The organism is Allomuricauda sp. TY007, from assembly GCF_010468565.1.
GTDB lineage: Bacteria > Bacteroidota > Bacteroidia > Flavobacteriales > Flavobacteriaceae > Flagellimonas.
Genome location: NZ_WUEG01000016.1, coordinates 33,649 through 54,353 on the forward strand (window position 1 = coordinate 33,649; position 20,705 = coordinate 54,353).

Sequence of the window (20,705 nt, forward strand, 5' to 3'; positions counted from 1 at the left end):
CCCGTAAAGATAGGAATCCTTACTTTACAGGGCAAAAATATTACTTGACTTTATAGGGGAGAGACAGGTCGCCACTTGCCACGGAATATAGCTTGTAAACGCCGAGCATTGGTAAATTTTCATTACTTGTGTTTACCTGCATAAATGCGGTTACTCCATCATAATTGAAATCCGTTTTGTTGTTCACTCGGTAATCGGGAACTACAACTTTTATGGTGTTGCTTTTAGTGGTAACAGGGTACCCAGGTGAATCCATATACATGGGCATTCCTGGATTTGTTGGTGGTAATACTACTGTTTTATCCGCTTTTTTAAATTGTTTTACCGAGAGACCACCGGCTACTCGCTTATCTTCATGAAGTATTACCCAATGTGGATGCCAAACAACACCATCGTTGTTGTATACTTGATCATTGTTCTCGTCCCATAATGGTGTGTCGTCAAAATCGGGATGAGATGTTAGGGCAAGTGCCACAATTCCATCTGTTTGATTAAATCCTACGTCGGTTGGATTTAAATTGGTCGGGAATACATACCCTAAAACTGGTGCGCCATCAAGCTGTCCAGCTTTTGTCGGTGTTGTATTTCCTGCGGTTCCATGTACACTTATTTCCCAAACCACAATTCCGAGATCCGGTTCGTGCTTGACGCTTACCTCATGGATCTTGAAGTCATTGTTATTGTAGTCGTTTGCTTGTGCACAAGTTTTATTGGTGCTTAAAAGTAATGTTATTGAAGATATAAATAGTATTGTTTTCATTGTGGGTTGTTTTTAGAAGTTAGGATCCCGTTTTTAAATTAGGAATCCTAACTATGTAGTTAAAAAAATTATCCTTTCACATCTGCCATGGAGGCACCAAAATTGATATGCAATACATTTCCATTTGGTGTTAGCAAAGCTGGAACAGAGTTTACTCCTGCTTTTTCTGCTTCTGTGATTCGGTCGCGGTCTTGGCCAATGTGAACGAGTTCAACATTTTCCGCGCCAATTAGATTTACTATTTCGTGCTCTGCACTTACACATACAGAACATCCGGCGTGATAAAAAATTGATTTTTTCATTTGATTAAGGTTTAAATTGTGTTTTGGCACTATTGCCGATACAAATATAGTAAGGAATCCTAATTAAATAAATTGTTTCAAGAATTTATTTTTGGTTGCGTATACAATTACCGATACTAACCACTTTTCGTGTTAAAGTCTATAGGAGTGTACGGGTTTTCCAAGAAGTATACGATGTTTGGACATAAACCGATTCATGAGGAACACAATTGGTCAGAAACGTGGAAAAAGTTTCTAAAGCACCATTCTTGGTAAACTAAAAGACGGGCAGATTTGTTAAGCCTAAAACATCTTTTCACCAAATTGAAAAACATGGTCTGCGACATACAGAAAGCTGTTGTAATTGGTATTTTTGGGAACCAAACAAAAAACTAACTAATTTTTACATGTTGCCCAAAAAGAATACAGAGAAAAATCTATTTATCATTTTATTTCTCAACTCAATCTATCCCTTAAGCCCCAGTTTAAAAAATTATCTTGTTCAGCATCTAAAAAGTTGTTCCTTCGAAAAAAACGAACTTATTAGCAAGGCCGGGGAGGTTTGCAACCGTCTTTATCTTATTAAAAAGGGAATGGTAAGAGGGTATTTTGTAAGTGATTCTTCAGAAATAACAACATGGATAGATACCGAAAATGAAGTTTTCACTTCAATAACGGGCTTTTTTAGAAATCAAAAGAGCGAAGAATATATTGAAAGTCTGGAAAAGACCCATTGCGATTATTTGGAATATGAGGACTACAAATACTGTTTGAACCATTTCCCCGAAATGCGACACATTAACCGTATATTGCTCGAAGAATATTACATTTTGGCCGAACACAGGGTTTATTTGGCAAGAATTCCGAATGCCCGAAAGCGGTTGGCCTTTTTTATGCAATATATGAAGCCCCAGATTGTGGAACGAATTCCTCGAAAGCATTTGGCATCTTATCTCGCCATAAGGCCGGAGACGTTATCCAGACTTATGAAAGAAATAAATTAAACCTTACTCCCGGCTTCCAACCCACCAACCACTTCTTGAAGGAAATATATAAAGGAATGTATTTCCCAATCTCTATATGTTACATTTTTCTGTTATTATCCTGCACTTTTTGTGAGAAAACGACCTCAAATTGATATATGTCAATTTCGTGAACGATTTATTAGAATAATAAATATATCCATGCCGTTTCCTCTGTGACAAACAAGAAAAATTGTACTTGTTCGGATTTCATTTGTAAGAAAAAAATGAAAAATCCTTTCAAAAACCAAAAGTAGTTCCCAAGTAATATGACATAAAAATACATTCCCAAAAACCAAAAGAAATTTCGCAAAAACTTATCGGTAACCTGATTTAGCAGTGCTAAATACATGGCGTACGAAAAAAAGCCGCAAACAAGCGGCCAAAACCCTCTATGCCTTTTCCGAACGAAAAATCAATCTATTAAAACCTAAACTGAATTTACAAATGAAAAACTTTTTTAGCCGAAAAACATCGTTGAGCTTCATGCTCTTTTTTTCTATGGCCATAGGTATCTCCATGGCCCAAACGGATGATGTCGTAATTATGGATTCCAGTTTCCCGAATAGCGGTGGACTCATTGCATCATTGCCGATAAATGTTGGGCTGGTTGAAGCAAATACAACCGCTACTCTGTCACAGACATTGAAACAGGCATTGACCAAAAACCCTGATGTGAAGAGTATTCACCTGTTTGTGCCAACTGGCGAGAAATCCTTTACCCTAGGCGGCCAAATTTACACTGCCGACACCCTACAACAATTAAGTTCTGAGGTGTTCCAAGCCAACAGCGATGTTACCCTATTTGTGTATTCCTGCTCTCTGGCAAAAAACAACGATGGCAAAGCATTGTTGGAAACCATGGCCTCCAATACCGGGTTCAATGTTGCCTCGTCTGCAACATGCGATAATCTGAATGAAGCAATTGTCTTTGACTTTTCCATAAGGCCATTGACCATAACCAGCAACCTTTTTGAATAAACATTTCAATATCCAAATACAAATTCAACCAAAAATGAAGAAAATCAACCTTCACTATTCCTACATCATAGCTCTAATGTTCTTTGGGTTGGGATTCAACTCTATGTTCGGCCAAACGGTCAACATGGAAGTACAACAAGGCCCCAACATTGATGTGGTACTTACGGTAGGAATCACCGACCAAAACATTGACACCTTCGAAGAAGATTTAGGTGCCGCCCTGGAAAGCAAGGGTATCCCTGCAGACAAACTCTACGTACAAGGGTTTGAACGGACTACCATCTCCTCCAACTCCGAAGATGCAGCAGACATCTTCAACAACTGGATACGTTGGGGCTACAACCCAGAGACCTGGGAATTCGTAGATGCGGAAAAGTTTATACGAAGAATCAATAACGACTACATGGCTGGATTTTACGACCCCGTTTTCGATTCTTCCAATTATACCTTGGAAGCGGACATTGCCTTTACTTCTGGTTCCGATGACGATGATATGGGTATCACTTTTGGAATGGAAAATGGTGCTGTAGGCTCCTATCTCTTCAACCTTTCGGGAGCGGTACGAACATTTACCACCAATGAATTTATCCCAAGCCACGGTTTTGCATCAGGCCTTTACAAGATTACAAGGGATGATGGTACTGCGAACCCCCGACACTATGTTCAGGGATTGCAAGGTGCTGAGACTACCATTTTCAACAAAAACTCCACCACGACTTGGTATCATTTTAAGGTAGTGGTCAGCGGTAAGAACGTAAAAATCTATATGGATGATGCATTGATCATCGACTATACCGCGGCCGAGGAGATAGGCGGCAGTTATGGATTCTTCTCCAACAGTCAGCCTTATGCCACCTTTAAAAACATTGAAGTGACCTCGTTGAGTCTTAAAAAGTTCAAGGACGTGCTTAGGGAGCCACAATGGAGAAACAGTGCCATGCGCTTTAATGTGAATTTGGACGATCAAGAAGTTGCGGATTTCGACAACGACCAAGACCTGGCGGAGATATTGATGCGAACCATCAATGAGGACATCCACTACATTGGATGGGGACTGAACGGCAACCAAGCCCAGTTCGAGCGTTTTGTGCAACAAAACAACGACAAAGGAACCTTTGTAAACCGGGATATGGGAAGTTGGTCTACCTGGATGGATGATATCGCCCAATATATCTATGAACAATACCAGTTCCTTACCGTGACCGAAGGGGACTATTTTATTGCTGGAACAAGCGTTGAAATAGCTGTGGACCCATCCGAAATGAAGACCAGTACCGCCAACGCAAGCTACCCAAGCGGTAGATGGAAAATAACACACGATGAAACCTTTTTCCCCAACAATCAAGGAAGAGTTTCATGGAACGACCTTTATTTGGAAGATGTTCCCGAATTCTATGAAAAAACAGGGAAATATTCCTTTACTTTTGAAGACCTTCCTACCTCACCCACTACCCTTTATTTCCACAGAAAACCGGTGGCGAGCTTCTCCTATAGTTCGGATACAGGGGTGTTCAATGATACTTCTTACGATTTGGATGGTGGTGCCAACAACGGTATTGCACAGACCGAATGGAAATGGAAACCCGTGGATGCAGCGTCCACCGCAGGCTGGACCAACGGAATATTCGATAAAAATGCCGTTGCCGATGGAGAATATCTGGTGATGTTGAACGTGCAGGACCATCAAGGGGTATGGAGTAGCCCATCCAGTGCATATATATTGGTGGACAGCAGCAGTTCATCCACAAATGAAGACCTACCTGTGGCACAATTCAATATCCAACCGGATGCACTGTTCACCTACAACGGTTCCATGAACATCAATATTGAAAACAACTCTATCGATCCTTACGGACGAACACTTTCCAACGAAGAATGGATCGTGACCCAAAGGGTGTATGACAGCGAAGGAAACCCAGCCGATACCGAAATCCATAACTCCACTACTGAAATGACGGATTTCTCCAGTTACAACAATCTAACCGCGGAATACATCATTAGCCTGCGCGTCCAAACCGGTACAGGGGTTTGGTCAGAGCCGTTCTTCCGAACATTGACCATTACCCACGATACCACCGAACCAACGTTATCAGCAACACCAAATAGTGGTTCCATTGACACGGACACCAACATTTTGTTGACCTTTCAAGATGAAAATGACGGAAGTGGTTTCGATGTTCAACGTTATGTATTGATCCAAGACAGTAATCCGCCTGCATCCGACAGCAATCTTTGGACCTCTTGGAGCAACAGTCAATCCAAGACCACCTCGTTCTCAAGCGGTGGCTCGGGATGGTACATTCATGCTGAGGCCAAGGACAATGCAGGCAATACGGGAACCGCTTCCTTTGGTCCGTTTGATCTTGCCTTGGTGGTCGGTGCAAAGAACGACTTGGCTGTATTGGACGAAGATACCGAGTCCGACCCCATCGATGTTTTGTACAATGACGTCTACGATACCAACAATACGCCAACGGTAAGCATTACAACACAAGGAGCCAAAGGTTCCGCTGTGGTGGACGAAAACAATCAGATTATCTATACCCCAAATGAAAATGAATTTGGAAGTGATTCGGTCATCTATGAATTGGATGATGCCGGCACTAAGGTAACCGCAACACTTACCTTGTCCATCACCGCTGTGGACGACACCCCAACAGCTATAGCGGATTCCTTCACTTTGGATGAAAACGCTACCCTGAATGAAGATGTATCGACCAACGATGTTGAAGTGGACGGTGATGATAGAATTTACCACATCATCTCAAACCCGGCAAATGCAAGCGCATTTACATTTAATGCTGATGGTACGTTCAGTTACGAGCATAATGGAGATGAATCAGCAACGGATAGTTTCACTTATAATTTTGAAGATGCCGTTTCCTTTTCGGAAACTGTAACAGCAACTTTGAACATAACCAATGTAAACGATGCACCGGAAGGCGGTGATATTACCTTGGAAGTGGTTCAGGATTCAGGGTATACTTTTAAAACAGATGATTTCAACTTTACTGATGTTGACCCAGGTGACACTTTTAATGGCATACAGGTGATTTCACTTCCCGCAAAGGGTACTTTGGAATACAATGGAACTCCCGTTCAGGCAAATGATATGATCGATGACGTAACCCAACTTGTCTTCACAACGGTAGATGGGGAGTATGGTGACAACTATACCTCTTTTTCTTTTAAGGTAAAAGATGGCGATGATGCCCTAAGTACAGCTACGCACACCGCGGGTATTAATGCTGCCCAAGATACCGATGGTGACGGCATACCCGATGAGGATGACGAAGACGACGACAACGACGGTACACCCGATGCCGAAGATGCCTTCCCGAAGGATGATTCGGAGGATACCGATACCGATGGGGACGGAACCGGAGACAATACGGATGAGGATGATGACAACGATGGCACACCCGATGCCGAAGATGCCTTCCCGAAGGATGATTCGGAGGATACCGATACCGATGGTGACGGCACGGGGGACAATGCAGACGAAGATGATGACAACGACGGTACGCCTGATTCCGAAGATGCCTTCCCGAAGGATGATTCGGAGGATACGGATACAGACGGAGACGGAACAGGGGACAATGCCGACGAAGACGATGACAACGACGGTACACCGGATTCCGAGGACGCCTTCCCAAAGGATGATTCCGAGGATACCGATACCGACGGCGACGGAACAGGTGACAATGCCGACGAAGATGATGACAATGACGGTACACCGGATTCCGAAGATGCCTTCCCGAAGGATGATTCGGAGGATACCGATACCGACGGCGACGGAACAGGTGACAATGCCGACGAAGATGATGACAATGACGGTACACCGGATTCCGAAGATGCCTTCCCGAAGGATGATTCGGAGGATACCGATACCGATGGTGACGGAACTGGTGACAATGCGGATGAAGATGATGACAATGACGGTACACCGGATTCCGAAGATGCCTTCCCAAAAGATGATTCGGAGGATACCGATACCGATGGTGACGGAACTGGTGACAATGCGGATGAAGACGATGACAACGACGGTACACCCGATGCCGAAGATGCTTTCCCGAAGGATGATTCGGAGGATACCGATACCGATGGTGACGGAACCGGGGACAATGCAGACGAAGATGATGACAATGACGGTACACCGGATTCCGAGGACGCCTTCCCAAAGGATGATTCGGAGGATACCGATACCGATGGTGACGGCACGGGGGACAATGCAGACGAAGATGATGACAACGACGGTACGCCTGATTCCGAAGATGCCTTCCCGAAGGATGATTCGGAGGATACGGATACAGACGGAGACGGAACTGGTGACAATGCCGACGAAGACGACGACAACGACGGTACACCGGATTCCGAGGACGCCTTCCCAAAGGATGATTCCGAGGATACCGATACCGATGGGGACGGAACGGGGGACAATGCTGACAATGATGCCGACAATGATGGTACCCCTGATGATGAGGATGTTTTTCCTAACGACCCCAATGAAGATTCCGACATAGATGGCGATGGTATTGGTGATAATTCCGATACGGACGACGACAATGATGGGATAACCGATACCGATACGGACGGGGACGGTCTTGGAGATAATGTTGACAACGATGATGACAACGATGGGATACCTGATGATCAGGACGATTTTCCAAATGATGCCTCTGAAACAATAGATACAGATGGAGATGGAACAGGTGACAACGCCGATACCGATGATGATGGCGATGGTTATTCCGATGAAGTGGAATTGACCGAAGGAACCGACCCAACGGATGCATCCAGCACCCCATTGGATACCGATGGTGATGGTATTCCTGACAGCACGGATGAAGATGATGACAATGATGGTGTTGCAGACGTCGATGATGCATTTCCAACAAGTGAAGAACCTTCATTGGTGCCGGCACAGGCCTTTACACCAAATGGTGATGGAAACAACGATGCTTGGATCATACCTGGAATAGACAACTATCCCAATAATGTGGTCAAAGTTTACAACCGATGGGGGCATCAAGTGTTCGGTACAAAATCGTATCGAAACAACTGGGAAGGCTTCTACAAGAATAGGAACGAGAAACTCCCTGCCGGATCGTACATGTACGTCATCAATTTAGGTGATGGCTCCGCTCCCTTGCAAGGATGGATATTCATCAACTATTAATACCAACAGAACAAAAAACACCATACAAAACAGATGAAACTTTTCAATAATATACAATTAATGGTCATACTGCTTGTAGTTTCCGTTACGGTAAGCGCACAACAGGACCCAAACTATACGTTTTACCGCTATAATATGAACCTTTACAACCCCGCCTTTGTGGGGAGTTCAGAGGCAGCCGAATTCTCTTTGGGAATCCGCAGCCAATGGGCGGGCATTGAGGGAGCCCCGGAAAGCCAAAGTGCCATTTTCGGTATGCCTGTGGGGAAAAACGTTGGGCTGGGTGCATCCATACTCAATGATAAGACCTTTATCGAACAGCAGACCTGGGTAGCCATAGATGTATCTTACAACATTCAATTGGACGATGAACACATGCTCTATTTTGGAATTAAAGGAAGTGCCAACTCCTATGATGCCAACACCCAAGGCCTTGTGACCTACGGTGTGGGTCAGGATGGTGCCCTAATGGACTACGAGAGCCGTTTCACCCCCAATGTCGGGGCGGGGGTCTATTTAAAGCACGATAGGTATTTTGCATCTCTGTCCGCTCCAAAGTTGTTGACCCCGGAACGGCTACAAGAGCGCGATGGCAACGCCTATCTTGGTGTAGATCGCATGCATGCCTACCTCAGCGGGGGATATACCTTTCTCTTGGGCAAAACCTTGGATTTGAAGACCATGGGGATGTTGCGCTACGTGGATGCTTCCCCTATATCGGTGGAACTGACAGGTATATTGGACTTTGGGGAACGTTTTGAGTTCGGAGCCAGTTATCGTCACGAGGAGAGCATCAGCGGGCTGTTCCTGTTCAACATCAGCAGTGGGTTCAACTTGGGCTATGCCTATGAGACCTCCATCCAAAATCCTATTGATGGGCTGGACAACAATACCCATGAATTGTTCATGAGATTGAAAATGTAATTTCAAACCAAACAATATGGTATGAAATATTGTGAAGAATAGAAGCTGTCCAAAAGGCAACAAAATTTTATTGCCTTTTGGACAGTCTTTTTTATCTGCTAAACAATAATAAGTATTGGTAAATACTTTGATTGATTATAGAAGAAAGTGTTTTTCAACTTTTTAAACATTTGTAAATTGCTACAGCGACAATACGTTTTGTCATACAAAACTTTGGTTCTGCCAAGCAACGTGGAACCTATTCAAGTCAAAAGGTTGGAACACAATCTTCAAATTATTCATTCATGCCAATCAATAGGCATAAACTTTAGTTCAATTTGCAGCACGCTCTTTAAACCTCTCCATACCATTATCAAACTGGTAATCAGGGCTTTTTAACATTCTTCGATAAAGAGTTTCGTTGACAGTTACGGGTATATGTAGATAGGGAAATTGGATGTTATAGTTTCTTCCACTTTTACCTACTAATCTAACTTTGACCGGTTTATTCTCCATAATCTAAAATTTTTAAATGTTAAACTATTGGAACATACCGGTTGACAATTAGTCAAAATGTATTCCAAACCATGAATCATACATTATTATCGCAAAAATGGTTTTTGAAATGTCAAAATGGCAATTTAAACTCATTTTCATTGTCTAAATAATGAAAGGAATGACAGATATTCTTAAAAATTTCCTAAAAGAAACTGACATATTTTCAATTACTCATAATTTTTTTCGATAAATTTTTATTGTTTTTCAATAAATATTGGTTTATTTGCCTCAGTATTCAAAAATTAAGAGAAATGAAAGACATTAAATCACAAATTACAGATCGAGGCTCCACTCTCTTACTAAAATTTGTTGTTATATTTTTAGCTATCGCAGCAATCTGTTTGTTTGGGTTTTTATTGTATGTATCCATTACCTCCGATAGCGTAGGGATGTTTAGGCCAATTTTATTGGGGATATGTGTGACTGAAATTCCTTTCCTGTATGCTCTCTACCAAGCCCACAGACTATTGCTTTTTATTGATAGGAACGAAGCATTTTCAAATGTATCGATCAAAGCCTTAAACAAAATTAAGTTGAGTGCTTTTACGATAAGTTTGTTGTACACTGGGGGGATGCCTTATATATATTATGTGGGAGAGGTTGACGATGCGCCCGGCGTCATATTAATGGGGTTAATTTTGGCCGCTGTTCCATTTGTAGTGGCTGTATTTGCCGCAGTTTTGCTCAAGCTGTTTCAAAACGGTTTGAATATAAAATCTGAAAATGATCTAACCGTTTAATATATGGCTATTATAGTAAATTTAGATGTAGTAATGGCCAAGAGGAAGATGTCCTTAAATGAACTTTCCGAGAAAGTAGGCTTGACATTGGCAAATCTTTCAATACTTAAAACGGGCAAGGCCAAAGCAATTAGGTTCAGCACACTGGAATTGATTTGCAATGTATTGGAATGCCAACCAGGCGACATCTTGGAGTATGTTGATGACCAACAAAGCACAATCACTAGATAACTGCGACCTGCTTAATATGTATGTTTATGATATTGTTCCTAACAATCATACAGGGGGCAAAGCCTTTTTGGCATTGCCCCCTGTAGAAAAGATGCTCGACAACAAAGGTGTCTTATCGCTGTTTTACAAACTAGCAGGATTAATTTTTGTAATCCTTGTCCAAAAACTCGTACCGCGCATCATCTACGGCCTTGGTCAATTTGCTCTCCGTATCTATGATCATTACGGCGGGTTCATTTGCTTTGGGCTCTACTGCTTCCCAATTGGGCAAATCTTCACCATTGGGGTTTCCACTCTTAATAAAATTGGCAAAAAACTGCTGCATGGTTTTGGAAGCCTTGTAATCCTCGGCGGTCCAAGCATAATCATCCACAAGATGCAGATTACCCATAGCGTATTCGATTTCAGCTGCATGTGGCGCGCCAATGGGCTTGGGCATTTGTGGGGCATTGGAATTTTTTTCCACGGTACCACCCGCCAATCCAGATACTAGGTTTTTATCCTTTAACGGAGGTCTTATTTTACTGTATAGATAGCGATATACGGGTTGATCACTGTTCTTGCGGTGTAAGTCGAACCACTTCCATGTGCTATAGGCTATAAAACGATCGGAAGCAAGGTTCGTTGCTGCCCATTGAAGCTCTTCTTCTGTACTATGTGGGTACAGATCCAATACAGTTTGATGGTTCTCCGGATAGGCCTCCTTCACTTTAGCTACAAATACCTCTTTTGTAATGGGGCCTTGGGTAAAGGCCATACCAGGTATTTCGGCAGAATTCCATCCAACCAATAATGGAACCTGTGCCTGCTCCTGTGAGGCAAAGGTTTCGGGCAAGGACTTGGTGAGTAAATACCCGTCAATAACCATAGGAAAGCCAAATCTCTGGGATTCATTATAAATCTCGTACAGGTCACGTGTGCTCAATTTTCTTAATTGAGAAATGTTCTTGATACCGGCATTATCCAAAAATTGTACACCTTGCTTTTCCGCCTCTGCCAAAGGAATTGGTGCCATAGTTGGTGGAATGGCAGCTCCGCTTTCCCCAATAGCTCCTGCAATAAGGTCTTTGGACAAAGGGGAGGCCATTTGTACACTAACCCCAATAGATCCGGCAGATTCCCCAGCTATGGTCACTTGATTTGGGTCTCCGCCAAAGGCAGCTATGTTTTCCTGTACCCATTGAAGGGCCATGTTTTGATCTAGCTGTCCATAATTTCCAGATGCTTTGTAAGGAGCCTCGGCAGACAGCTCTGGATGGGCCAGATTCCCGAAAATATTCAGGCGATAATTGGTGGTGACAACCACAATGCCCTTTTTCGCCATACTTTCACCGTCATATCTATATTCCGATGCATCTCCCGCAACGTTCCCGCCCCCATAAAAGTATACCAGAACGGGAAGGTTTTTATCGTTACGCTTGGCAGGTGTCCAAACGTTAAGGTAAAGACAATCCTCACTTACGCCATTGGAGCGGGACTTCATATCGCCGAATACCATGGCTTGCATAGGCCTTGGGCCAAAACGCTTTGTCTCTACCACACCCTCCCAAGGGTCCAAGGGCTGGGGGGCCTTCCATCGCAATTCACCGATCGGTGGTTTTGCAAAAGGTATTCCAAAATATTTTTGGATACCCGTATGAGTATCGTAAAGCCCTTCAATAATACCGTTCTTGAGTTTGGCTTGAACAGGAAAGGCGTTTTTCTGTTGTGAGCTCAGTTCCGACATTACAAAGAGAACCAACGCCACGGAAAGTAGTCGCTTTTTCATTATATCTTGTTTTTCTATTGTTACATATTGTTACAATAGTACTTTGTTTTTACGAGAAAATATACTTTATTTAAAAAAAATTTCATTTTGGCCCCAAAAAAACAGATCCTTAACAAAGAAGACTACATTCCAAACCTGGCATTTGATTCAGTTATTTTTGGTTTTAACGGCAAGAAATTGAAAATACTTGTACTGGAGTATCGAAATACGGGACTTTATGCGCTTCCTGGCGGTTTTGTTAGACGCAATGAGAGTTTAGAAGAAGCTGTTAAAAAAGGGGTGAGCGAGAGGACGGGGCTCAAGAACATCTATTTGGAGCAATTTCGGACCTTTGGTGATGTGAAACGGTTTGACCCAGAGCCCATGAAACGGATTTTGGAAATGAACGGGCTGGACATAACATCGCATAGTTGGTTATTGGACCGGTTTATCACCGTTGCCTATTATGCCCTGATCAACTTTGAAAAAGTGATGCCAAAACCAGACCCATTATCCGACGGAATTGATTGGTATTCGTTAGATGAGCTACCACCCTTGATGATGGATCACCAACAAATTATTGAAAAAGCACTTGAAACCCTTAGAGAAAATCTGGACAAAAAGCTATTGGGCATGAATTTGCTTCCCAAAAAATTTACCATGAAAGAGCTACAACAGGTATATGAGGCCATTACCGGCACCTCTTTTAACCGAAGTGGTTTTCAACGAAAAATGTTGGGTGCAAATACCTTGTTGCGTCATGAAAAGAGGTTTTCTGGAAATTCCCATAAGGCTCCCTATCTGTACAGTTTTAAGACAACCCATACGACAATCGGCTAAAACCATATATGAGTGACGAAAGTGAATATAAGATGAGTTCGACATCACAAAGAAGCTGTCTTAAAAGCATTGAAATACACCATTTCCCCCGTTAACCCATGTCCACCATATTGACAAACAGGTTATTATGAAAGATGTAACATGTTCAGTTTGACTAAAACGGACTTTTTAGACAGCCTCTTTTTTTAAAAAACTATTCAGGCTGTTGTTCTTCCAACTTGGTTCTTAGTCTACCTTGTAGTTCGGCATCACTTTGTAACGCCATTGCTATTTTTTGGTAACGTTCTATGCTCATGCCTTCATTACTGATAATCTCTTCGATTTGTTCGGTAAAACCAACCTGCATTTGCTGAATCTCGTTCATCAACTTGCCAAAACGTTCTTTTTCCTCATCACTGGCATCTACTGTTTTTTCCGGAGAAGCAGAGGCTTGGTACATTTCGTTGAACCTATTGGCATCAAAACCACTTTCCTCAACAGTTTTCATTACTTGTTGCTGAGCTTCCATATTCACTTTTTGAATACCTTGGAATGCCGAGGCGATTTTATTCAATTCCGCATCGCTAACCTGTACTTGTTCTTGTGCATTGACTTGTGCAAAAGCACTTACACCAATGGCTGCAATACAGACCGCTAAAGTTTTAAATGATTTCAAAAATCTCATTCTGTACGTGTTTTATTAAAAATGTTAGTTTCCGAAACTACAATAAATAAAAGGGCTTGCCAAAAATCACCGGGATTATGGGTGTTAATCTAAACTTAAAGAAATTGTAACGAATTCAAGGATTCGACGGTTTTCTTGAGTCAAAAACACCGTGGTTTTACCTAGCCTTTTATATTTTTGCAGCATGAAATATAAACGATTGACCAAGGAGCAATTAGAGGAACTCCATCCCGAATTCATCAACTTTTTGGCGACCCAGTCCATCACCGCAGATGAGTGGGATAATTTAAAAAAGGAGAAGCCGGAAGTAGCCGAGGAGGAAATAGACGTTTTTAGTGATTTGATTTGGGAAGGGGTATTGAGCAAAGTGGAATATTTGGAGAATATTTCCGAACGGCACATGCATTTGTTCCACTTAACAGAAAAAGAGATGAAGCTCCTGTCCGTTAAGATTTTAAATCCTGAAATCGACCTGAGGACCGAGGTAGGTTTTGGCTGGTTCAAGCGCAACTATCAATCTGATTTTGTGGAATACCTATCCGCTTCCAAGGCGTATGGTGAGGACAAGAATATGGATAAATTTGAAATTATCAAGCAGGGAGCTGTCATTACCAAAGGGGAACTGTACCAATGGTTTGAGCAGATAATGGAATAATCTTAAATTTAAAGACCAAGTTCAAGAATCAAGCCCAAAGGTTTTGTGGTCATTCGTGCCATTCGTGTCAAGTACGGGATACATTAAAACAGCGCATAGAAAATAGAGGCACATGATTAGAACCAACTGCAACTGCCTACGGGGTTATTTTGTTATCAGGTTATTGCCTGCCTGCGGCAAGCAGGGAATCTGGGATTTGGTGCTTGAAACCCGTAATCCGTAATCCGAAACCTTTGACTACCCACTGCCAACTGTTAACTGATTACTGCCTACTGCATCTTCAACCTAAAACGTATATTTGCACGAGAATTTAACACCACATGGCAAAGAAACCATCCATACCTAAAGGAACCCGCGATTTTTCACCTGCAGAGGTGTCCAAGCGTAACTATATCATCCAGACCATAAAAAAACATTTTGAAACCTATGGTTTTCAACCGATTGAAACTCCTTCTTTCGAAAATTCGGAAACCCTGATGGGTAAATATGGGGATGAAGGCGATCGTTTGATATTTAAAATATTGAATTCGGGAGACTTTATTTCCAAAGTGGATGATGTAACCTATAGTTCTAAGAATTCAGCCTCGTTGACGCCGAAAATTTCAGAAAAGGCCCTACGCTACGACCTTACTGTACCTTTTGCCCGTTATGTGGTGATGCACCAGAATGAAATTGATTTTCCATTTAAACGCTACCAAATTCAGCCTGTGTGGCGTGCCGACCGTCCGCAAAAAGGGCGTTTCCGTGAGTTTTACCAATGTGATGCCGATGTGGTTGGCGCCAATTCCTTGCTTCAAGAAGTGGAATTTATACAGTTGTATGATGCCGTTTTCACCGATTTGGGACTGAAAGGAGCCACCATCAAAATCAACAACCGAAAGATACTTTCAGGAATTGCCGAAGTTATCGGTGCCAAACATTTATTGGTAGATTTTACTGTGGCCTTGGACAAGTTGGATAAAATAGGGGAGGAGAAGGTAAAAACGGAGATGATGGAAAAAGGAATTTCCGAAGCTGCTATTGCCAATGCACAGCCTTTGTTTGATATGACAGGTACCGCTTCGGAACAATTGGAAAAACTAAAAACCATTCTTGCCGACTCCGAGGTCGGAATGTTGGGTGTTTCCGAATTGGAAGAGATTATCTCCACCGTGGATATGGTCGGGCTGCAGTCGGCCAATTTGCAGTTGGATGTAACCCTTGCCCGCGGGCTTAACTATTATACAGGTGCCATTTTTGAAGTCGCCGCACCCGAAGGCGTAAAAATGGGTTCCATTGGCGGTGGAGGCCGTTATGATGACCTTACTGGTATTTTTGGGCTCAAAGATGTGAGCGGTGTGGGGATTTCCTTTGGACTGGACCGTATTTACTTGGTTCTGGAAGAATTAAATCTGTTCCCTGACAGCCTGGATACTTCGTTGGACGTACTTTGCCTCAATTTTGGGAAAAAAGAGGGGATGGCAACCTTAAAATTGGTGTCTGGACTGCGCAAACAAGGACTTAGGGCGGATTTATACCCAATGGATACCAAAGTGCAGAAGCAATTTAAGTATGCTGATAAAAGGGGTGTTCCCTACGTGATACTTTTGGGGGACCAAGAATTGACCGATGGTAAGTTTGTAGCCAAAAACATGAAGACAGGCGACCAAAACGATTACGCTTTAGATTCGCTCGAAGAATTTGCGGAAAAAGTTAAGTCCGACTTTTAATCGCTTTAATGATGGTTTTGTAGTAGGTAGGGCCGTGGGGCACGTATTTCCCCACACTGGCCAAACCCCAAGTTTCTTCGGCAAATTTAAAAAGGGGTGCCAATGCCAAGTCCTCGACCTCGCTTTCCTGTTTGGTAAGTTGATTCAAAGGAACGTTCAACTTGCATAAAAAGATATGATGTAGTTCCGCATCTATAAAATCTTCAGCAATTTTGTGAACGGCTTTATAAGTGCCCAAAGGTTCCAAATCGGGTTCTGATATGGTAAGGCCAATTTCCTCTTCAACTTCACGTATGGCAGCGGTTACAATTTCTTCCCCTGCAGCAACGTGGCCAGCGACGGAGACATCCCAAAGTAAAGGGTGGGTGGACTTATTTCTGCCCCTTTGCTGAATCAAAACTCGACCATCGGATGTGTAGAGCCAAACGTGAACGGTAGGATGGAGCAATCCTTTGCGGTGTGCTTCCGATTTTAAACAGGATTTCCCCGTAGGCTTTCCTTGTTCGTCCAAAATGTCAATGCGCTCATCCATATTATATAAAGATAAGAAATTGTCACATCGAGCGCAGTCGAGATGGAATATAATTTCTTGAAATCGGTTTTTATGTTTCTCTATGTCATCCTCTTACAAACATAGGATGATAGGTGCTAGTGTCATTCCTGCGGAAGCAGGAATCCATTCGTTGTAAGCCCCTGAAACCATCCCGATAGTTATTGGGGACAGGATGATGGCAAACAATGATAATCAACCAATAACAAAAAAAGCATCGTAACCTATTTTTGGATTACGATGCTTTAAGATTTTTGTGTCATTTCGAAATGAGATACAAAGTATCGATTGAGAAATCTAAGCGTGAGATTTCTCACATCCGTTCGAAATGACAAGTTTTAATCAAAATAACTGAAAGTTTCCCCTTCTTTGATGTTCAATAAAGTTTCGTAAATCAACCGGATAACATTTTCTACATCATCTTTATGTACTGTTTCTACCGTAGTATGCATATAACGTAAAGGCAGTGAAATCAATGCAGACGCCACACCTCCGTTACTGTACGCAAAGGCATCGGTATCCGTTCCCGTGTACCTTGATGATGCATTACGCTGGAACGGAATCTTTTTGGATTCCGCTGTTTCTAAAATACGCTCTCGCAATTTGTTCTGTACAGCAGGGGCATAAGAAATTACAGGCCCATCACCGATTTTGGTCTCACCCTCAGTCTTTTTATTGATCATGGGGGTAGTGGTGTCGTGGCAGACATCTGTTACGATGGCTACGTTCGGTTTTATGGTCTGTGTGATCATTTCAGCACCACGAAGCCCAATCTCTTCCTGCACCGAATTGGTGATGTACAGTCCAAAAGGAAGCTCTTTTTTGTTCGTTTTGAGCAAACGGGCCACTTCGGCAATCATAAAACCGCCCATACGGTTGTCCAAAGCCCTACAAACAAACTTGTCCTTGTTCAGAATCTGGAAATTGTCAGGGTAAGTGATCACACAACCTACGTGCACGCCCATTTTTTCCACTTCTTTCTTGTCCTTGGCGCCTATATCAATAAATATGTTGTCCAATTTCGGTGGTTCCTCCTTGGCCTTGTCCCTTGTGTGGATGGCGGGCCATCCGAAAACACCTTTTACAATACCATTTTTGGTATGGATGTTTACCCATTTAGATGGGGCAATTTGATGGTCGCTCCCTCCATTTCGGATAACGTAAAGGAGACCTTCATCGGTGATATAGTTAACGTACCAAGAAATTTCATCGGAATGCCCCTCGATCACAACCCTGTATTTGGCATCTGGATTGATAACTCCAACCGCCGTTCCGTAGGTGTCCGTAATAAATTCGTCCACATAAGGTTTTACATAGTCCATCCAAATTTTCTGCCCTTCCCATTCATAACCTGTCGGGGATGGGTTGTTCAAGTATTTTTCTAAAAATTCAAGGGATTTTTCGTTGATGATCTTCTCTTTTGCCATGTATCTGATTTAGTACACAAACATAAGAATATTCACTTTTATTTAATAGCCAAATCACACCTTTATACTTACTTTTGGCAAGACTATTGCGAAAGAAATGTTATGCTGCGTAACTGTTTTCTTGTTGTTTTTCTGGTAATTAACACCCTTGGGTTGGCTCAGGAACCGCAAAAGGATTCGTTGATGAACCCCAAGGATTCCATTGTCAACGATTCCATTGCCGATTATTATGTTCGGTTTGAGGGAGACTCCATTTTGATGAGCTCCATTGAACTTGACGAAGTCTACATTTTTGGAAAACTGGAGTTCGCAAACCGCAATGATAAACTTCGCTATTACATTCTACGACGAAAAACCTTGAAGGTGTACCCTTATGCCAAGTTGGCCGCAGAACGATTAGTAGAGCTCAATGATAGCTTAGAACTCATAAAAAAACGTAGGCACCAAAGGCGTTATACCCGAAAGGTTCAAAAATATATTGAAGGGGAGTTTTCCGAAGAACTAAAAAAATTGACCCGTACCGAAGGACAGATTTTGGTAAAACTGATTCATCGTCAAACAGGAACAACCGCTTTTGATTTGGTAAAGGAACTCCGTAGCGGTTGGCGGGCATTTTGGTACAACACCACGGCAAGCTTGTTCAAGATCAGTTTAAAGGAAGAGTTTAGGCCCGAAGAAATCCATGAGGATTATTTAATAGAGGACATTCTACAACGTGCTTTTGCTGCAAGCAGGTTGGAACGGCAAGAATCGGTCTTGGATTATGATTACGCCCAACTCACCAATAAATGGAAAAGCAAACCGTCCAGCACGGGCAACTAATTTTTAGGTTTCTTACCAAAAACAGCGTCCATTACAATTTTTACAGACCTAAACCCTAAATAGATGGCCAAAATGGCGCAGATAATGCCCAAAATCAAAACAGGCCAATAAAAAGGGTGCCCCTCATTTTTAAAGGCCTCGTAGATTAAAAATGGCCCCATAAACATGGCAAGCACGGTGTAGCCAAACGATTTTATTCCTTTTACCAGAAGTTCCTTGTTAGTTCGCCTCATGGGACCAAAGTAGGAATATTAGCTTATATTTAGAGCAAATAGCGCCAAAAATTGACCATGGAAATACTAGTTCTTGGAGTTGTCGTCCTCTTCATTATTATTGCAACCGTAAAATTTAAGATGCACCCCATTTTTTCACTGACCATTGCTGCCATAGCTTCTGGTTTTTTGTTGGGAATTGCGCCTAAAGATATCATGTCCACCATGGCCGAAGGCTTTGGAAATACACTTTCGGGTATTGGATTGGTTATCGCATTCGGAACTGTTATCGGTATTTATTTGGAAAGAACGGGAAGCACCCAGGTTTTGGCCAACAGCATCTTAAAAGTGATTGGCTTAAAACGTTCCCCATTGGCGATGAATTTGGCTGGATTCGTCATTTCCATTCCGGTGTATTGCGATTCGGGTTACATCATACTTTCCTCCTTAAACAAGGCTATCAGTAAAAAAACGGGGATTCCTACTTTGGTTTTTGCCATTGCATTGGCCACAGGCTTATATTCTGCCCACGTTTTTGTGCCTCCCACACCTGGACCGCTGGCTGCGGCAGCCATTTTAGATGCTGATTTGGGCATGGTACTGATTTTTGGGCTGGTAGTTGCCATTCCTGTTTCTATTTCAGGGTATTTTTGGGCACGGTTCATAGGTAAATCTTTAAAGGAAGATGAAACTGCCCATCTACAGAAAGAAAAAGAGGAGATTCAATCTACAGTAAAACCATTTCAAGCTTTTCTCCCCTTGCTCGTTCCCATAATTTTGATTGCGATGAAGTCCATTGTAGATTATCCAACACACCCTTTGGGTGAAGGTTGGGTTTTCAATATTTTCAACTTTTTGGGCAGTCCTGTAATTGCATTGCTCATCGGTGTTTTCTTTGCGTTCGCCCTAGGTAGGAATGTACCGTCCGAAGACAAAAAAGGATGGGTGCCTGAAGCTTTTAAGCAGGCAGGTGCCATTGTGCTCATAACTGGTGCAGGAGGGGCTTTTGGGATCATTCTTCGTACTATGGACATTGCATCCATCATTAATTTGGAATCCAGTACGGGGGTTGCTGGGCTTTTGATTGCTTTTGTGATTGCAGCCGTGCTTAAAACGGCTCAGGGGTCATCCACAGTAGCCATTATAACCACTTCGGCCATCATAGCGCCATTACTGGAGACTTTTGGGCTGGTTTCTATTACAGACAAGGCTTTGGCCGTTTTGGCTATTGGAGCAGGGGCCATGACCGTTTCCCATATCAACGACAGTTATTTTTGGGTAGTTTCGCAATTTTCCAATATGAAGGTAAAAACGGCACTACGAGGACATACCCTAGGCACATTGGTTCAGGGGGCTGTAGGTATTTTAATGATACTGTTGCTGTACTTTTTTGTTTGATGATGGGGGTTTACCTACCATCAAAA

At 42.6% G+C, this 20,705-nt stretch carries 18 protein-coding genes; 11 read left to right on the plus strand and 7 right to left on the minus strand.

The window, feature by feature from the left end; all coding sequences use genetic code 11:
* Window positions 1-40: 40 nt before the first annotated feature.
* Window positions 41-760, minus strand: coding sequence for a hypothetical protein (locus tag GO009_RS15355; RefSeq protein ID WP_163627459.1), 720 nt, complete (start codon window positions 758-760; stop codon window positions 41-43).
* A 68-nt stretch (window positions 761-828) separates the two neighbouring features.
* Entirely contained in the window at window positions 829-1,062 is a 234-nt protein-coding gene (locus GO009_RS15360; protein WP_163627461.1) for a thioredoxin family protein, read from the minus strand.
* 386 nt (window positions 1,063-1,448) lie between these two features.
* Here GO009_RS15360 and GO009_RS15365 point away from each other — a divergent pair, with 386 nt between their 5' ends.
* The 6 genes from GO009_RS15365 (at window position 1,449) to GO009_RS15390 (ending at window position 10,655) form a co-directional block, all read left to right on the plus strand.
* Window positions 1,449-2,045, plus strand: a complete 597-nt coding sequence (locus GO009_RS15365) for a Crp/Fnr family transcriptional regulator (protein WP_163627462.1) — start codon at window positions 1,449-1,451, stop codon at window positions 2,043-2,045.
* A 465-nt stretch (window positions 2,046-2,510) separates the two neighbouring features.
* The gene (locus GO009_RS15370) at window positions 2,511-3,044 is read left to right on the plus strand and encodes a DUF4347 domain-containing protein (protein WP_163627464.1); all 534 of its coding nucleotides are present in this window, start codon (window positions 2,511-2,513) and stop codon (window positions 3,042-3,044) included.
* A gap of 34 nt (window positions 3,045-3,078) precedes the next feature.
* Window positions 3,079-8,223, plus strand: coding sequence for a gliding motility-associated C-terminal domain-containing protein (locus GO009_RS15375; RefSeq protein WP_163627466.1), 5,145 nt, complete (start codon window positions 3,079-3,081; stop codon window positions 8,221-8,223).
* A gap of 33 nt (window positions 8,224-8,256) precedes the next feature.
* On the plus strand, window positions 8,257-9,147 hold the full coding sequence (locus GO009_RS15380; RefSeq protein WP_163627468.1) for a type IX secretion system membrane protein PorP/SprF: 891 nt from the start codon (window positions 8,257-8,259) through the stop codon (window positions 9,145-9,147).
* A 788-nt stretch (window positions 9,148-9,935) separates the two neighbouring features.
* Window positions 9,936-10,424, plus strand: a complete 489-nt coding sequence (locus tag GO009_RS15385) for a DUF2975 domain-containing protein (protein WP_163627470.1) — start codon at window positions 9,936-9,938, stop codon at window positions 10,422-10,424.
* A 3-nt stretch (window positions 10,425-10,427) separates the two neighbouring features.
* The gene (locus GO009_RS15390; RefSeq protein WP_163627472.1) at window positions 10,428-10,655 is read left to right on the plus strand and encodes a helix-turn-helix transcriptional regulator; all 228 of its coding nucleotides are present in this window, start codon (window positions 10,428-10,430) and stop codon (window positions 10,653-10,655) included.
* Between the two features lie 139 nt (window positions 10,656-10,794).
* Here the strand turns inward: GO009_RS15390 and GO009_RS15395 are convergent, their stop codons facing one another.
* Window positions 10,795-12,423 (minus strand): carboxylesterase/lipase family protein, encoded by a 1,629-nt coding sequence (locus GO009_RS15395; RefSeq protein WP_163627475.1) that lies wholly within the window; start codon window positions 12,421-12,423, stop codon window positions 10,795-10,797.
* Between the two features lie 87 nt (window positions 12,424-12,510).
* Here GO009_RS15395 and GO009_RS15400 point away from each other — a divergent pair, with 87 nt between their 5' ends.
* Window positions 12,511-13,242 (plus strand): NUDIX domain-containing protein, encoded by a 732-nt coding sequence (locus GO009_RS15400; RefSeq protein ID WP_203532465.1) that lies wholly within the window; start codon window positions 12,511-12,513, stop codon window positions 13,240-13,242.
* Window positions 13,243-13,435: 193 nt separating this feature from the next.
* Here GO009_RS15400 and GO009_RS15405 read toward each other — a convergent pair whose 3' ends face one another.
* The gene (locus GO009_RS15405) at window positions 13,436-13,906 is read right to left on the minus strand and encodes a DUF4168 domain-containing protein (protein ID WP_163627477.1); all 471 of its coding nucleotides are present in this window, start codon (window positions 13,904-13,906) and stop codon (window positions 13,436-13,438) included.
* A gap of 184 nt (window positions 13,907-14,090) precedes the next feature.
* Here GO009_RS15405 and GO009_RS15410 point away from each other — a divergent pair, with 184 nt between their 5' ends.
* Window positions 14,091-14,561 (plus strand): DUF6495 family protein, encoded by a 471-nt coding sequence (locus GO009_RS15410; RefSeq protein ID WP_163627479.1) that lies wholly within the window; start codon window positions 14,091-14,093, stop codon window positions 14,559-14,561.
* A 320-nt stretch (window positions 14,562-14,881) separates the two neighbouring features.
* Window positions 14,882-16,270, plus strand: coding sequence for a histidine--tRNA ligase (hisS, locus tag GO009_RS15415; protein WP_163627481.1), 1,389 nt, complete (start codon window positions 14,882-14,884; stop codon window positions 16,268-16,270).
* Here the strand turns inward: hisS and GO009_RS15420 are convergent.
* Both GO009_RS15420 and GO009_RS15425 read right to left on the minus strand, forming a co-directional pair.
* Complete coding sequence (locus GO009_RS15420; RefSeq protein WP_163627483.1) at window positions 16,254-16,802, minus strand: NUDIX domain-containing protein; 549 nt, start codon at window positions 16,800-16,802, stop codon at window positions 16,254-16,256. The two genes, hisS and GO009_RS15420, sit on opposite strands and share 17 nt — an antisense overlap.
* Before the next feature lie 356 nt (window positions 16,803-17,158).
* Complete coding sequence (locus GO009_RS15425; RefSeq protein ID WP_163627485.1) at window positions 17,159-18,247, minus strand: M42 family metallopeptidase; 1,089 nt, start codon at window positions 18,245-18,247, stop codon at window positions 17,159-17,161.
* A gap of 183 nt (window positions 18,248-18,430) precedes the next feature.
* Here GO009_RS15425 and GO009_RS15430 point away from each other — a divergent pair, with 183 nt between their 5' ends.
* Window positions 18,431-19,069 (plus strand): DUF4294 domain-containing protein, encoded by a 639-nt coding sequence (locus GO009_RS15430; RefSeq protein WP_239057489.1) that lies wholly within the window; start codon window positions 18,431-18,433, stop codon window positions 19,067-19,069.
* On the opposite strand, the gene GO009_RS15435 is transcribed toward GO009_RS15430, so the two are convergent.
* Entirely contained in the window at window positions 19,066-19,302 is a 237-nt protein-coding gene (locus GO009_RS15435; RefSeq protein WP_163627489.1) for a DUF6095 family protein, read from the minus strand. The two genes, GO009_RS15430 and GO009_RS15435, sit on opposite strands and share 4 nt — an antisense overlap.
* A gap of 57 nt (window positions 19,303-19,359) precedes the next feature.
* On the opposite strand from GO009_RS15435, the gene GO009_RS15440 reads away from it, so the two are divergent.
* A complete protein-coding gene (locus GO009_RS15440; protein WP_163627491.1) occupies window positions 19,360-20,679 on the plus strand; it encodes a GntP family permease in 1,320 nt (439 codons plus the stop codon).
* The last annotated feature ends 26 nt before the right edge of the window (window positions 20,680-20,705 follow it).

Excerpts from the sequence above, each read along its gene's own strand:
- GO009_RS15355 (WP_163627459.1), bottom strand. The coding sequence starts at position 760 with ATGAAAACAATACTATTTATATCTTCAATAACATTACTTTTAAGCACC.
- GO009_RS15360 (WP_163627461.1), bottom strand. The coding sequence starts at position 1,062 with ATGAAAAAATCAATTTTTTATCACGCCGGATGTTCTGTATGTGTAAGT.
- GO009_RS15365 (WP_163627462.1), top strand. The coding sequence starts at position 1,449 with ATGTTGCCCAAAAAGAATACAGAGAAAAATCTATTTATCATTTTATTT.
- GO009_RS15370 (WP_163627464.1), top strand. The coding sequence starts at position 2,511 with ATGAAAAACTTTTTTAGCCGAAAAACATCGTTGAGCTTCATGCTCTTT.
- GO009_RS15375 (WP_163627466.1), top strand. The coding sequence starts at position 3,079 with ATGAAGAAAATCAACCTTCACTATTCCTACATCATAGCTCTAATGTTC.
- GO009_RS15380 (WP_163627468.1), top strand. The coding sequence starts at position 8,257 with ATGAAACTTTTCAATAATATACAATTAATGGTCATACTGCTTGTAGTT.
- GO009_RS15385 (WP_163627470.1), top strand. The coding sequence starts at position 9,936 with ATGAAAGACATTAAATCACAAATTACAGATCGAGGCTCCACTCTCTTA.
- GO009_RS15390 (WP_163627472.1), top strand. The coding sequence starts at position 10,428 with ATGGCTATTATAGTAAATTTAGATGTAGTAATGGCCAAGAGGAAGATG.
- GO009_RS15395 (WP_163627475.1), bottom strand. The coding sequence starts at position 12,423 with ATGAAAAAGCGACTACTTTCCGTGGCGTTGGTTCTCTTTGTAATGTCG.
- GO009_RS15405 (WP_163627477.1), bottom strand. The coding sequence starts at position 13,906 with ATGAGATTTTTGAAATCATTTAAAACTTTAGCGGTCTGTATTGCAGCC.
- GO009_RS15410 (WP_163627479.1), top strand. The coding sequence starts at position 14,091 with ATGAAATATAAACGATTGACCAAGGAGCAATTAGAGGAACTCCATCCC.
- hisS (WP_163627481.1), top strand. The coding sequence starts at position 14,882 with ATGGCAAAGAAACCATCCATACCTAAAGGAACCCGCGATTTTTCACCT.
- GO009_RS15420 (WP_163627483.1), bottom strand. The coding sequence starts at position 16,802 with ATGGATGAGCGCATTGACATTTTGGACGAACAAGGAAAGCCTACGGGG.
- GO009_RS15425 (WP_163627485.1), bottom strand. The coding sequence starts at position 18,247 with ATGGCAAAAGAGAAGATCATCAACGAAAAATCCCTTGAATTTTTAGAA.
- GO009_RS15430 (WP_239057489.1), top strand. The coding sequence starts at position 18,431 with ATGAACCCCAAGGATTCCATTGTCAACGATTCCATTGCCGATTATTAT.
- GO009_RS15435 (WP_163627489.1), bottom strand. The coding sequence starts at position 19,302 with ATGAGGCGAACTAACAAGGAACTTCTGGTAAAAGGAATAAAATCGTTT.
- GO009_RS15440 (WP_163627491.1), top strand. The coding sequence starts at position 19,360 with ATGGAAATACTAGTTCTTGGAGTTGTCGTCCTCTTCATTATTATTGCA.